This is a genomic window from Pantoea sp. Cy-639 (genome assembly GCF_011752525.1).
In the GTDB taxonomy this organism is placed as follows: domain Bacteria; phylum Pseudomonadota; class Gammaproteobacteria; order Pseudomonadales; family Pseudomonadaceae; genus Aquipseudomonas.
This window is the reverse complement of sequence record NZ_VWXI01000004.1, coordinates 42140-55534: the sequence shown is the minus strand read 5'-3', so window position 1 is coordinate 55534 and position 13395 is coordinate 42140. Positions and strand designations below refer to the sequence as shown.

The following is a 13395-nucleotide window of genomic DNA, read 5'->3' as shown; positions in this document are numbered from 1 at the left end:
CCACGATCCCATGCCCCAGAGATGTCAGGCAATCATCAGCGCTGGGCAATGCAAGGCGAGACGAACAGCTCGCCGCGCCAGGCGCCGCGCAGGGTACGGCTGGCCACCAGTGCCCAGAGCAGCGCCAACGCCACCACCAGCACCTGGCCGAACACACTGAAGAAACCGAGTTCCAGCCAGGATGCCAGCTTCAGGGTCGCCAGGCAGTACACTCCCAGCGGGAACGTGAAGCCCCACCAGCCCAGGTTGAACGGCATGCCCTGGCGCATGTAGCGCAGGGTGATCAGTACGGCTGTCAGCAACCACCACAACCCCGCCCCCCACAGCACAATCCCGGCCACCAGCCCCAGCCCCTTGGCTACCTCGCCCAGCCCGCCCAAGCCATTGGCGGCGAACACTGCCGGTGCATCGCCACCCAGCACCAGCATGCCCAGCGCCCCGGTACCGATCGGCCCCAGCGCCAGCCAGCTGGAGGCCGCCATATTGGCCGGAGGCAACTTGTGCAAGGCCATGCGCAGCATGAGGATGGTGAGGATGCTGAACGCCACCGGCAGCGACACCGCCCACATCACGTAGCTGGTGACCAGCACCTGGAACTGCCGGTGCGCGTCCACCAAGTGCGGCGCCAGCAGGCCGCCACTGGCGGCGGCGACTTCGGCCGCCACCACCGGCAGCAGCCAGACAGCGGTCATCTGGTCGATGCTGTGCTCCTGGCGAGTGAACATCAGGTACGGGATAGCCACGCCACACAGCAACGCCAGGCCCACGTCCAGCCACCAAAGTGTCTCGACCCAGGGCACCACCGCTTCGCCCCAGCGCGCCAGGCCGAACACCAGGGCGCCGTTGAGGATGGTAGCCAGGCCCATGGGGATGGTGCCGAAGAACATCGAAACCGTGGAATGGGCGAAGATCCGCCGTGCTTCGTCGAAGAACATCAGCCAACGCGCGCCATAAAGGACGCTGAACAGGGTGAACAGGCCAATCGTCAGCCACCACAGGCCTTCGGCCACGACATCCAGCCCAGGCACCTGGACCTGATGAAAGGCCAGGGCCAGCACCCCGGTGCCCATGGTCGCGGCGAACCAGTTGGGGGTGAACTGGCGAATCACTTCACGGGGATGGGCCAACTGGCTGAGCGGACGCCAGGATGGCGTACGGGTCTGGGTGCATGGCATGAGGAAGTCTCCTGGCCTTGTGTAAGGTAGAGATATCTTATGTCCGCAAAGAATATCTATATAACGGGTAATTTCTCTATCTGTTATCGATTTTAAAGATATAGCGCCAAGCCCAGCGCCTGGCATATGCTTCAGCGCAAACAACGACAAGGAACCGTCGATGCTCCGCGCCCTGAAAGGCTACCCCGCCGCGGTACGCCTGCTGTTGTTCACCACCTTCACCCTGACCACGGCCCGGGCGATCACCCTGCCCTACCTGGTGGTGTACCTGTCCACGCACATGGCCCTGTCGATCGGCGAAACCGGCCTGCTGGTCGGTGGCGCCATGTTCCTGGCTTCGCTGCTCAGCCTCTATGGCGGGCACCTGGTCGACACCTTGCGCAGCCATACGCTGATCGTCGCCAGCTCGGTGATATTCGCCCTGGCCTTCGTCGGCATCGTCGCCAGTACCTCGGCCGTGCCGTTCTTCGCGTTCCTGGTGCTGGCCTACCTGGCCCAGACCGTGGTCGACATCGCCGCCAAGGCTGGGTTCTGCGCCTTGCTGCCCGAAGACCGGCGCGGCGAAGTGTTCGCCATCAAGTACACCTTCAACAACATTGCCTGGGCCGTCGGACCGATGCTCGGCGTGCTGCTGATCGAAACCGACGACCACCTGCCGTTCCTGGTCTCGGCGCTGATCGGCCTCGGCCTCGGCCTGGTCTACTACCGCCTGGGCGAACGCGACCTGAGGAGTCAGCGCGAAGGCGGGCCGGCGGTGGGCTTCGCCCAGGTCGTCCTGAGCCTGTTGCGCGACCGGCGGCTGGTCTGCTTCACCCTGGGCGGGGCACTCAGCGCCGTGGTGTTCGGGCAATTCACCGCGTACCTGTCGCAATACCTGGTGGTGACCCTGCAGGATCCCGCCGAGGTAGCGCGCCTGGCCAGCTACCTGGTGACCAGCAACGCCCTGACGGTGATCGGCCTGCAGTACCTGATCGGCCGGCGTATCGACCGCCAGCAGCTGATGCCCTGGCTGATGGCCGGCATGCTCCTGTTCATCGCCGGACTGCTGGGGTTCTCGATGGCCGCGTCGGCACCGGCCTGGTGCCTGGCCATGCTGGTGTTCACCCTGGGTGAGATCATCGTGATTCCAGCAGAATTCATGTTCATCGACCTGATTGCGCCGGAGCATCTGCGCGGGGTCTATTACGGGGCGCAGAACCTTTCCAACCTCGGCGCGGGGCTGGGGCCGATCCTGGTGGGCCTGGCGCTGGAGCACATTGTGCCGGTGGCGGTGTTCTATCTGTTGATCGGGTCGGTGATACTGGCGGCAGTGTTCTATGGGTTGGGTACCCGCGGGGCGCGGCAGTCATAGGCAGTACCGGTCCAGCCCGCCCCCACGCCAACGCCATGCTCGCGCCAAGGCGCGCGGCCCCTGCGACGTCCTGCCACTGCGACCATGGTCGGCGCTGACGAAGCGGGCCTCGCGTGCCAGACTGACTGATCGTGACCGCGTTACTTTTCTTGCTCCGGAGTTTGCATGTCGTTGTCCAGCGGGCTGATCGCCGTGGTCGCCCTGGCCTATATGGCCATCATGTTCGCCATCGCCTTCTACGGCGACCGCCGCAGCACGCCGTTGCCGCCGCGTCTGCGTGCATGGGTGTACAGCCTGTCGCTGGCAGTGTACTGCACCAGCTGGACCTTCTTCGGCGCGGTCGGCCAGGCCGCCGAACAATTGTGGGCGTTCCTGCCCATCTACCTCGGGCCGATGCTGCTGCTGATCTTCGCGCCCTGGGTGGTGCAGAAGATGGTGCTGATCAGCAAGCAGCAGAACATCACCTCCATCGCCGACTTCATCGCCGCCCGCTACGGCAAGTCGCAGTCCCTCGCCGTGGTGGTGGCGCTGATCTGCCTGGTCGGCGTGCTGCCTTACATCGCCCTGCAGCTCAAGGGCATCGTGCTCGGCGTCAACCTGCTGATCGGCGCCAGCGCCGACGCCACCGGCAGCCGGGTACAGGACACCGCGCTGGTGATCTCGCTGGTGCTGGCACTGTTCGCCATCGTCTTCGGCACTCGCAGCCTGGACGTCACCGAGCACCACCGCGGCATGGTCCTGGCGATTGCCTTCGAGTCGCTGGTCAAGCTGCTGGCGTTCCTCGCCGTCGGCGCCTTCGTGGTATTCAACCTGTATGACGGCTTCGACGACCTGTTCACCCAGGCTCGCCAGTCGGTGCAACTGGACAGCTACTGGCAGGAGACCGTCAACTGGCCGTCGATGGTGGTGCAGACCGCCGTGGCGATGATGGCGATCATCTGCCTGCCACGGCAGTTCCACGTCACCGTGGTGGAGAACATCGAGCCCCAGGACATGCGCCTGGCGCGCTGGGTGTTCCCACTGTACCTGGCGCTGGCCGCGCTGTTCGTGGTGCCGATCGCCCTGGCCGGGCAGATGCTGCTGCCAGGCACGGTGATTTCCGACTCCTTCGTCATCAGCCTGCCGCTGGCCGAGGCGCACCCGAGCCTGGCCCTGCTGGCCTTCATCGGCGGCGCCTCGGCGGCCACCGGCATGGTCATCGTCGAGGCCGTGGCGCTGTCGACCATGGTCTCCAACGACATGCTGCTGCCCTGGCTGCTGCGGCGCAACAACGCCGAGCGGCCGTTCGAGGCGTTCCGCCACTGGATGCTGTCGGTACGCCGGGTGACCATCGTGGTCATCCTCCTGCTGGCCTATGTCAGTTACCGCCTGCTCGGATCCACCGCCAGCCTGGCGACCATCGGCCAGATCGCCTTTGCCGCGGTCACCCAGCTGACCCCGGCAATGCTCGGCGCGCTGTACTGGAAGCAGGCCAACCGCCGCGGCGTGTTCGCCGGCCTCGCCGCCGGGATCTTCCTGTGGTTCTACACCCTGGTGCTGCCGATCACCGCCCACAGCCTGGGCTGGTCGCTGTCATTGTTCCCCGGCCTGGCCTGGCTGCACGGCAACCCGCTGAACCTGCCGATCACCCCGCTCACCCAGGGGGTGGTGCTGTCGCTGGCGGGCAACTTCACCCTGTTCGCCTGGGTCTCGATCCTCTCGCGGACACGGGTTTCCGAACACTGGCAGGCCGGTCGCTTCATCGGCCAGCAGACCAGCGCCCGCCCCTCCAGCAAGCCGTTGCTGGCGGTGCAGATCGACGACCTGCTCAAGCTCGCCGCGCGATTCGTCGGCGAGGAGCGTGCGCGGCAGAGTTTCATCCGCTTCGCCTACCGCCAGGGCAAGGGCTTCAACCCCAACCAGAACGCCGACGGCGACTGGATCGAACACACCGAGCGCCTGCTGGCCGGCGTACTAGGCACCTCCTCGACCCGTGCCGTGGTCAAGGCCGCCATCGAAGGCCGCGAGATGCAGCTCGAGGACGTGGTGCGCATCGCCGACGAGGCCAGCGAGGTGCTGCAGTTCAACCGCGCCTTGCTGCAAGGCGCCATCGAGAACATCAACCAGGGCATCAGCGTGGTCGACCAGAACCTGCACCTGGTGGCCTGGAACCGCCGCTACCTGGAGCTGTTCAACTACCCCGACGGGCTGATCAGCGTCGGCCGGCCGATCGCCGACATCATCCGCTACAACGCCGAGCGCGGCCTGTGCGGCCCGGGCGAGGCCCAGGTGCATGTGGCACGGCGCCTGCACTGGATGCGCCAAGGCCGGGCCCACTCCTCCGAACGGTTGTTCCCCAATGGCCGGGTGATCGAACTGATCGGCAACCCGATGCCCGGTGGCGGTTTCGTCATGAGCTTCACCGACATCACCCCGTTCCGCGAGGCCGAACAAGCCCTGCGCGACGCCAACGAAGGGCTGGAGCAGCGGGTAGCCGAGCGTACCCACGAGCTGTCGCAGCTCAACCAGGCGCTGACCGAGGCCAAGAGCCGCGCCGAAGCGGTGAGCAAGTCCAAGACTCGCTTCCTCGCCGCCGTCAGCCATGACCTGATGCAGCCACTGAACGCCGCGCGGCTGTTCTCCGCCGCCCTGTCGCAGCAGGCTGAAGGCATGAACGACGAGGCCCGCCAACTGGTCCAGCACATGGACAGCTCGCTGCGCTCGGCCGAAGAACTGATCAGCGACCTGCTGGACATCTCGCGCCTGGAGAACGGCAGGGTCACCCCCGATATCAAGCCGTTCGCCCTCAACGAACTGTTCGACACCCTCGGCGCCGAGTTCAAGGTGCTGGCTGCCGAGAAGGGCCTGGAGTTCCGCCTGCGCGGCAGCCGCCTGCGCGTCGACAGCGACATGAAGCTGCTGCGCCGGGTGCTGCAGAACTTCCTCACCAATGCCCTGCGCTACGGCAAGAGCCCGCTGCTGCTCGGCGTACGCCGCCAGGGCGAACGCCTGTGGCTGGAAGTGTGGGACCGCGGCCCGGGGATTGCCGACGACAAGCTGCAGGTGATCTTCCAGGAGTTCAAGCGCCTGGACAGCCACCAGACCCGCGCCGAGAAAGGCCTGGGCCTGGGCCTGGCGATCGCCGACGGCCTGTGCCGGGTGCTCGGGCATCCACTGGAGGTGCGCTCATGGCCAGGCAAGGGCAGCGTGTTCCGCGTCAGCGTGCCCATTGCCCACAGCCCGGCACCGGCGGCACCGGCACCGGTGGAACAGGCCGGGCAGCCTTTGGCCGGGCTGCAGGTGCTGTGCATCGACAACGAGGACAGCATCCTTATCGGCATGAACAGCCTGCTCAGCCGCTGGGGCTGCCAGGTGTGGACCGCGCGCAACCAAGCCGAATGCGAGACGCTGCTGGACAAGGGGCTGCGCCCGCACCTGGCGCTGGTGGACTACCACCTGGACGATGGCGAGACCGGCACCGGCTTGATGGGCTGGCTACGCGCGCGCCTGGGCGAGCCGGTGCCGGGCGTGGTGATCAGCGCCGACGGGCGCAACGAAACCATCGCCATGGTCCACGCCGCCGGCCTGGACTACCTGGCCAAGCCGGTCAAGCCGGCAGCCCTGCGCGCCCTGCTCAATCGGCATCTGAGCCTGGTGCAGTAACCGCCTCGTCCGCCAGAGCGCGTTCGAGCAGCTCGCCCGGCAGGCTCTTGCTGGCCCGGGCGCCGAGCAGCTTGAGTTGCTCGCTGCGACTGACCAGGTTGCCGCGTCCTTCGCAGAGCTTGTTGCGTGCGGCGGCATAGGCCTTGTCCACCTGCTGCAGGCGGGCGCCCAGCTCGTCCAGGTCCTGGATGAACAGCACGAACTTGTCGTACAGCCAGCCGGCCCGCTCGGCGATCTCGCGGGCATTCTGGCTCTGGCGCTCCTGTTTCCACAGGCTGTCGATGACCCTCAGGGTGGCCAGCAGGGTGGTCGGGCTGACGATCACGATCTGTCGGTCGAAGGCCTCCTGGAACAGGTTCGGCTCGGCCTGCAGGGCCGCCGAGAACGCCGCCTCGATGGGCACGAACAACAGCACGAAATCGAGGCTGTGAAGCCCGTCCAGCCGGTTGTAGTCCTTGCTCGACAGGCCTTTGACATGGTTGCGCAACGATTGCACGTGCTGCTTGAGCGCAGTTTCGTCGTTGCTGCCGACGAACTGCTGATAGGCCGTGAGGCTGACCTTGGCGTCGACCACCACCTGCTTGTCACCGGGCAGCATGATCAGCACGTCAGGCTGGAAACGCTCGCCGTCGGCGCTCTTGAGGCTGACCTGGGTCTGGTACTCGCGCCCCTTCTCCAGTCCGGCGTGCTCGAGCACCCGCTCGAGGATCAGCTCGCCCCAGTTGCCTTGGGTCTTCTGACCCTTGAGCGCCTGGGTGAGGTTGGTCGCCTCGTCGGACAGGCGCAGGTTGAGCTGCTGCAGGCGCTCCAGTTCCTTGCCCAGGGAAAATCGCTCGCGTGCCTCCTGCTGGTAGCTTTCCTCGACACGCTTCTCGAACGCCTGGATACGCTCCTTGAGCGGGTCGAGCAACTGGCCGAGGTGCTGCTGGCTGGTCTGGGCGAAGCGCTGCTCGCGCTCGTCGAAGATCTTCGTGGCCATTTCGGCGAACTGCGCACGCAAGGTGTCGCGGGCTTCCTGCAGGTCTTCCAGGCGCTGCTGGTGGCTTTCCTGCTGTTCACGCAGCTCGGCCTCCAGGCGAGCGGCCTGGGCCTCGAGGCGGCGCTGTTCGGCTTCGCGACTGGCACGTTCGAGGCTCCAGGCATGGGCCGCGTCGCGGGCGTTGTCGCGGTCGATCTGCAACAGTTCCAGCTCACGCCCCTGGGCCGCCAGTTGGGTCTGCTTGACGGTGTTGGCCTCGCTGAGATCGCTGATTTCGTCACGCCCGGCATCCAGCTGCGCCTGCAAGCCGTCCTGGGCCAGCAAGGCGGCGTTCAGACGCTCCTCGAGCAGTGCCTGCTCGGCCTTGCGTGCGCCCTGACTGCGCTGGACCTGCATGACCCAACCCAGACAAGGCACGGCACCTGCTACCAAGCCCAGCAGAATGCTGGTCAGATCCACTGTCATGCTTACCCCGATCGAACATTGACGAATGCTGCGCAGCTTATCAGCTCGGCGACGTGCTGGCCCTGTGGACTCGGTATGCCGGGAGCTTACGCCGAAAGAGACAGTTGCTTGAGCAGCCGCCGGGCTTCCTGCGAGCCCTGCCCCGCCGCCAGTTCCAACCAGTAACGGGCCTGTTCCGGCTCCTGGGCCTGGCACAGGCGGGCATACTCCAGTTGCGCACACCGATCACCGGCACGGGCCGCCTGGCGCAGCAGGTCGTGACCGATGCGCCGGTCACGGGCATTGCCACAGTCGCGGCAAAGCATCTGCCCCAACCGGCTCTGGGCCACAACCACGCCTTGGCGCGCGGGTTGCTTGAGCATGCGCCCGGCCAGGTGCTTGACGCTGGGCTTGTCGCCCAGGCGCGGGCTGTCGAGCAGCCACAGGGCTACCTTGAGGGAAAAGCGCTTGGGGGGAGGTAGCGTTGGGGATGCAGCAGGACTGGCGAGGTGTTTACCGCGAAGCTTCATGACCGACAGCATTGGTGACTCGAGAGGCGCGCCACTGTACTCCTTTTTCGATGCCATGGCCCGACCGACTTTTGGCCTAGTGCAAAAAAATTTAAGGTTTTTTTCTTGACGGTTTTACGCCCCGAGTGCAGTGCCTGGCCCATGCCAGCCGATTGTCGGACACTTCATGAAACTGCTGGCACGCCCGTGCTAGAGCAAGCGCCCCGGACAATCCACAGATCCTGTGGATAACTCGGTGGACAACCCCCTCGCACCGCCCGCAAACCCCTGTGAAATGGGGCCTGCAGTCAAACTGACGATTTTTTCACCAGTAGAAATTAGTGTTTTTTTTCATTGACTTACACCCTCAGTCAAGGCATTGGCGAGCGATCCACAACGCGTTGCAAGTCAGCGACAAATACCCGAACGAATGTGTACAAGTGCACCATCAAACGGCATATGCCGCACGAAAACAGCACATCCGGGCGAATAGTGGGCAAATGCCCCTCTTCACAATCGCCACAAGAGACGACATACTGGTCGGCTTCGCGAAAGAAAAACCAAACACTTGCCAAACCGAAATTATTCCTGTAGGTTTGCGCCCCGTTAGTACCCAGCTGAAAGTCAATTCTGGCCACTCAGTCCCCGCAGCCCACTCATCATGAGCCAGCGCTGCCCCATCGGGACCGGCCCATTCGATGGTTCACTCGGCAGCCCAGGCTGCTCAAGCACGAATCACGTATCAGATTGATCAGGATCTTCCCCGGTGCCCAGAACCCTGGCCCCGGAGTGCTGCCTGCCTTCTGCCGTACCTACCAGTCAGCCCAGCGCCAACCATTGCATGCGCCCCTCTGGCTGCCCTGTTCCAGTCAGGTTCTGCGTCTCCTTAATAAAGACGTCACTGGAACGTTTCTATTGTGCACGGATCGAAACCCGTGTCTTACGCAGGAACATCCAACAAGATGAGCAAACAACAACAGATCCAGGCTGCCTTCGGCACCCTCTCCCAGGCCTTCGCACCACTGAAGTGCCTTATCGTTGCCCCACGCAAGGGCAGCTTCAGTTTCACCCTGGTCGACGAACATGGCGTTGCCTGTCACACCGAGCGACTCTATCCAGACCAGTACACCCGGGCAGAACCCCTGCAGGCGGTGATCGACCGCACTCGCCAGTCGCTGACCGCATGAACGAATAACGGCAGATTCACACCATGAATACTCGCCCGGACAAAGCAGCCTGAAGGCAACCGGCTTAATCGCCAGCGGGCATATAGCCCGCGCCCTCAGGCAGCAATTGATTTAAAAACAGCCCTTTACATCATGGTTATCACACTACACTTCAACTCGAGCGGCCCGGGCCGCTTCCGACGGGCCTGACCCATTCACCAGCTGCCAAGCACCAGCGCCCGTCGGCCCTGTTCACCGCAAGGACACCCAGTGCGAGGGGCATCATGGGCATCGCTGCGAACGAGTTGAGTCGCTATGTGATCAGGCCGACCCTGATCTACCTGAACCGCCACAGCGCCAGCGCCGAGGCTTTGCTACTGGGGGTTGCCGCCAGCCAGTCGGCGTTGGGCTGCGCCCTGCACGACCGTCGCGGGCACGGCCTGTACCGGATCGCCGAGCAGCGTCACCGCAGCCTCTGGGACGACTATCTCGCCCGCGACCCGGAACTGGCCAGCCTGGTCCGCGGGCTGGCCAGCCAGCATGCCTTTCTTGGCGGCCCGCACCTCGAACTGACAGTCAACCTGCGCTATGCAACGGCCATCGCCTGGATGCTCATCGAGCAGCAGGCCACGCCATTGCCCGCGGCCGATGACCTGCTGGGGTTGGCGAAAATATGGCGCCAGACCTTCAATCCTCAAGGCCGCCTGCATGATTTCACCCGCGCCTGGCAACACTGCATCGAACCGATACTGACTCAGGCGTCCTAAGAGTTGGTCTAATAAAAACCGGAAAAAAAGGAATTTTGGTCGGATTGTCCTACAAAACAGCTCTATCTCCTGCGTTGCAGCCTATAGCGTGGAGCGAGATTTGTTGGTAGCTTTTCGCCCCGGAGATCCCAAGGAGTTTCTAATAATGAAAAAAGTTATGCTCAAAACCTCCCTCGGTATTGCCGTTACCCTCGCTTCCAGCCACTTGCTCGCCAGCGGTTTCGCGCTGAACGAACAAAGTGTCAGCGGCATGGGGACAGGTTTTGCGGGGCGTTCTTCGTCTGCCGATGATGCCACCACGCTTTATGGAAACCCGGCAGGCATGTCACGCCTCAAACGTCAGGAAGTGACCGTGGGTGGCGCAGGCATTTTCGCCAAATCCGATATCTCGGGCCCTGGCAGCAATCTGGGGGGGAGAACCCACGGTGACATGGTGCCGACCGTCGGCGTACCGATGGGTTACTACGTCAAGCCTATCGACGACCACTGGGCCGTCGGTTTCGGTGTATACGTGCCATTCGGCCTGGTCACCGACTATGACAGCGGCAACGCCGCCCGCTACTGGGGCAAGAAAAGCCGCGTCGAAGTCGTGACCTTCCAGCCGACCATCAGCTATGCGTTCAACGACAAGGTGTCGATCGGCTTCGGTCCGACCATCAACAAGATCAAGGGCGAGCTCGGTTCGAACATCATCAACCGCTTCACCCCCGGTCGTAACGATGGCGAAGTGAAGATCAAGGGCGACGACACCGCGGTAGGCTACAACATCGGTATCCTGGTACAGGCCACCGACCACACTCGCCTCGGCCTGACCTACCACTCGATGGTGGACTACAAGCTCGAAGGCAAGACCAAGGTCAACAGCGCGCTGATCGGCCCGTACAGCGGCAGCAAGTTCGATGCCGACCTGAAGATCAAGACCCCCGAGTCGGTGGACTTCTCGGTCACCCACGAGCTTGACGACCAGTGGACCCTGTACGCAGGTACCACCTGGACCCGCTGGAGCCGCCTGAAGGACATCACCGTCAACAACGATGTACCTGCACCGTTGCGCGCGCAGTTCGGCACCATCTCCGAGGAGCAGAACTGGCACGACACCTGGGCAGGCGCCGTTGGTGCGTCCTACAAGGTCAACAAGCAGTGGACCCTGCGTACCGGGTTCTCGATGGACCAGTCGCCGACCAACAACCAGGACCGGTCGCCGCGCATCCCGACTGGCGATCGCAAGATCTTCAGCCTGGGCGCCGGCTGGAGCCCGAACGACGACATGACCATCGACGTGGCCTACTCCTACCTGTGGGAGGAAGACACCAAGGTCAACCTGGCAAGCCCGACCAAGGGTACTTACCAGGCCAAGTACGAAAACAGCGCTCACGGCGTCGGTGCTTCGCTCACCTACCGCTTCTGAGTCACTGTCGCAGCATGAAAGAACCGCCCTCGTGGCGGTTTTTTCATGCCTGCACTCGCCAGCGCTCGCCCAGGCATTGCTGCAGGTAATCCATGAAAGCCCGTACCTTGGTGGTCATCGCGTAGCGGTCGGCCAAGCACAGATAGATATCCATTGGTTCGGCCTGGGCATAGGCCTGGCCACTGTGCTTGAACTCGAACAACGGCACCAGGCGGCCGGCATCCAGGTGCGGGCGCACAATGAACTCCGCCAGACGGGTGATGCCGCCATCGTGCAAGGCCATCTGGGTCAGCGCCTCGATGTCGTCACTGACCAGCACCTTGCCGAAACGCGGCTCGAAGCGCAGCCCGTCACGCATGAACCCCCAAGGCAGAAAGCGCCCGTCCACCGGATAGCGGAATACCAGGCAACTGTGTTCGCGCAAAGCCTCAGGGCTGTCCGGCCAGCCAGCCCGAGCCAGATACCCAGGCGAAGCACAGCAGACGAAGGGAATCCTGGCGATATGCCGGGCCAGCAGGTTGTCCTCGAGCTGTGGAGCGATCCGCAGGCTCACGTCGACATCCTCGCGGGCATGATTGACCTTGCGATCAGCCATCGCCAACTCTATCGAAAGCAGCGGAAAGCGGGCGCTGAAGGCAGGGATGAGCGGCGCCAGGACATGGCGGCCAAAGGCCGAGGTAGAGGCGATGCACAGGCGCCCCTGAGGCTCGCTATCCGGCGTGACGACCGCCTGTTCGGCCTGCGCGAGATCGCGTTCGACATGGCGGACACGCTCGTAATACAGCTGCCCGGGAGGCGTGAGTGCCATGCTGCGGGTGGTACGCGTGAGCAGGCGCACCTGCAGATGCGCTTCCAGGCGTGCCAGGTTCTGACTGACTGCCGCCGGGCTGAGGCCCAGCGCCCTGGCGCCACCAGCGATACTGCCGGCCTCGACCACCTTGATGAAACTGCGGATGGCGTTGAGCAGGTCCATGTCGCGCCCTTGGGATTCGTAAGTTTCTCTTTATAAAGAACTCAACAAGACCGGTCTACAGGGGCGCACTCAGCCATTGCTAACCTGCGCTTCCACTCATTTGCACTGGAGTCTCAATGAACGAGTTGTCTTCGATCCGCCGTCGGCGCAAGTTGCATGCAGGCACGACACCTTACGTCTTCGCCTTCTACATGTCGGCGATCATGGCACTGCTGATGTGCTTCGTGATCACCGCTGCCAATGCAGGGGTCGACGCCGATTATCTGGGCAATGTGCTCAAGGCATATCAACTGGCCATGCCAGTGGCGTTCGTCTGCGTACTGATGGTGCGGCCGGTGGTGGTGCGCCTGGTGGCGCTGACCGTGCACCCACGGTGATCGGCGGCGGCTCGACAGCCTACCGCCGCATGCAAGACCGCCCTGCCGCTCAAGGCTTCGAGGCAATTGCCTTCTCGATTGCCGCCCTGAACTCGGGATCATCCGGCTTGGTCAGGCTGGAGAAATTGCCGATCACCTTGCCCTTGCGATCCACCACGTACTTGTAGAAGTTCCACTTTGGCGCACTGCTCTGGCGCGCCAGCTCGACGAACAGCGGGATAGCGTCCTTGCCACGTACCGGCTGGACCTTGGCCATGCTGAAGGTCACGCCGTAGTTGGCATAGCAGACCTTGGCGGTCTTCTCGCTGTCGGCGTCTTCCTGCTTGAAGTCATTGGACGGTACCCCGAGCATCTCCAGCCCTTTGCCGTGGTAGTCCTTGTAAGTTGCCTCGAGCCCTTCGAATTGCGGGGCGAATCCGCAATAGCTGGCGGTATTGATCACCACCAGCGGCTTGCCGGCATACCGCTCGCACAGGTCGATCTGCCCCTTGCCGCGCAGTTCCGGCAAGCTCCCCTGCAGCAGCGCCGGGCAATCCGCCGCCAGACTGGTGGTGGCGGCGGCAAACATGAGCACGGGTATCGTCAGCCAGCGTGCATGCATCAT

11 protein-coding genes are annotated in these 13395 nt (G+C 63.7%); 6 read left to right on the top strand and 5 right to left on the bottom strand.

The window, feature by feature from the left end:
* Window positions 1–35: 35 nt before the first annotated feature.
* Complete coding sequence (locus F3J43_RS06485) at window positions 36–1175, bottom strand: TDT family transporter (protein ID WP_166883991.1); 1140 nt, start codon at window positions 1173–1175, stop codon at window positions 36–38.
* A gap of 160 nt (window positions 1176–1335) precedes the next feature.
* Between F3J43_RS06485 and F3J43_RS06480 the strand changes: the two genes are divergently transcribed.
* Entirely contained in the window at window positions 1336–2526 is a 1191-nt protein-coding gene (locus F3J43_RS06480; RefSeq protein WP_166883990.1) for an MFS transporter, read from the top strand.
* 165 nt (window positions 2527–2691) lie between these two features.
* Window positions 2692–6168, top strand: a complete 3477-nt coding sequence (locus F3J43_RS06475) for a PAS domain-containing hybrid sensor histidine kinase/response regulator (protein ID WP_166883989.1) — start codon at window positions 2692–2694, stop codon at window positions 6166–6168.
* On the opposite strand, the gene F3J43_RS06470 is transcribed toward F3J43_RS06475, so the two are convergent.
* Window positions 6140–7612, bottom strand: coding sequence for a DNA recombination protein RmuC (locus F3J43_RS06470; RefSeq protein WP_166883988.1), 1473 nt, complete (start codon window positions 7610–7612; stop codon window positions 6140–6142). The two genes, F3J43_RS06475 and F3J43_RS06470, sit on opposite strands and share 29 nt — an antisense overlap.
* Window positions 7613–7698: 86 nt before the next feature.
* Window positions 7699–8121: a tetratricopeptide repeat protein gene (locus tag F3J43_RS24005; RefSeq protein ID WP_166883987.1), complete on the bottom strand. Its 423-nt coding sequence runs from the start codon at window positions 8119–8121 to the stop codon at window positions 7699–7701.
* 941 nt (window positions 8122–9062) lie between these two features.
* Between F3J43_RS24005 and F3J43_RS06460 the strand changes: the two genes are divergently transcribed.
* From F3J43_RS06460 to F3J43_RS06450, 3 genes are all read left to right on the top strand, one after another.
* Complete coding sequence (locus tag F3J43_RS06460; protein ID WP_166883986.1) at window positions 9063–9287, top strand: hypothetical protein; 225 nt, start codon at window positions 9063–9065, stop codon at window positions 9285–9287.
* A gap of 263 nt (window positions 9288–9550) precedes the next feature.
* Window positions 9551–10033, top strand: a complete 483-nt coding sequence (locus F3J43_RS06455) for a hypothetical protein (RefSeq protein WP_166883985.1) — start codon at window positions 9551–9553, stop codon at window positions 10031–10033.
* A gap of 145 nt (window positions 10034–10178) precedes the next feature.
* Window positions 10179–11441 (top strand): OmpP1/FadL family transporter, encoded by a 1263-nt coding sequence (locus F3J43_RS06450; protein WP_166883984.1) that lies wholly within the window; start codon window positions 10179–10181, stop codon window positions 11439–11441.
* Window positions 11442–11484: 43 nt separating this feature from the next.
* On the opposite strand, the gene F3J43_RS06445 is transcribed toward F3J43_RS06450, so the two are convergent.
* Window positions 11485–12414, bottom strand: a complete 930-nt coding sequence (locus F3J43_RS06445; protein WP_166883983.1) for a LysR family transcriptional regulator — start codon at window positions 12412–12414, stop codon at window positions 11485–11487.
* Between the two features lie 116 nt (window positions 12415–12530).
* Between F3J43_RS06445 and F3J43_RS06440 the strand changes: the two genes are divergently transcribed.
* Window positions 12531–12791, top strand: a complete 261-nt coding sequence (locus F3J43_RS06440; RefSeq protein WP_166883982.1) for a DUF2798 domain-containing protein — start codon at window positions 12531–12533, stop codon at window positions 12789–12791.
* 49 nt (window positions 12792–12840) lie between these two features.
* On the opposite strand, the gene F3J43_RS06435 is transcribed toward F3J43_RS06440, so the two are convergent.
* On the bottom strand, window positions 12841–13395 hold the full coding sequence (locus F3J43_RS06435) for a glutathione peroxidase (RefSeq protein WP_205297683.1): 555 nt from the start codon (window positions 13393–13395) through the stop codon (window positions 12841–12843).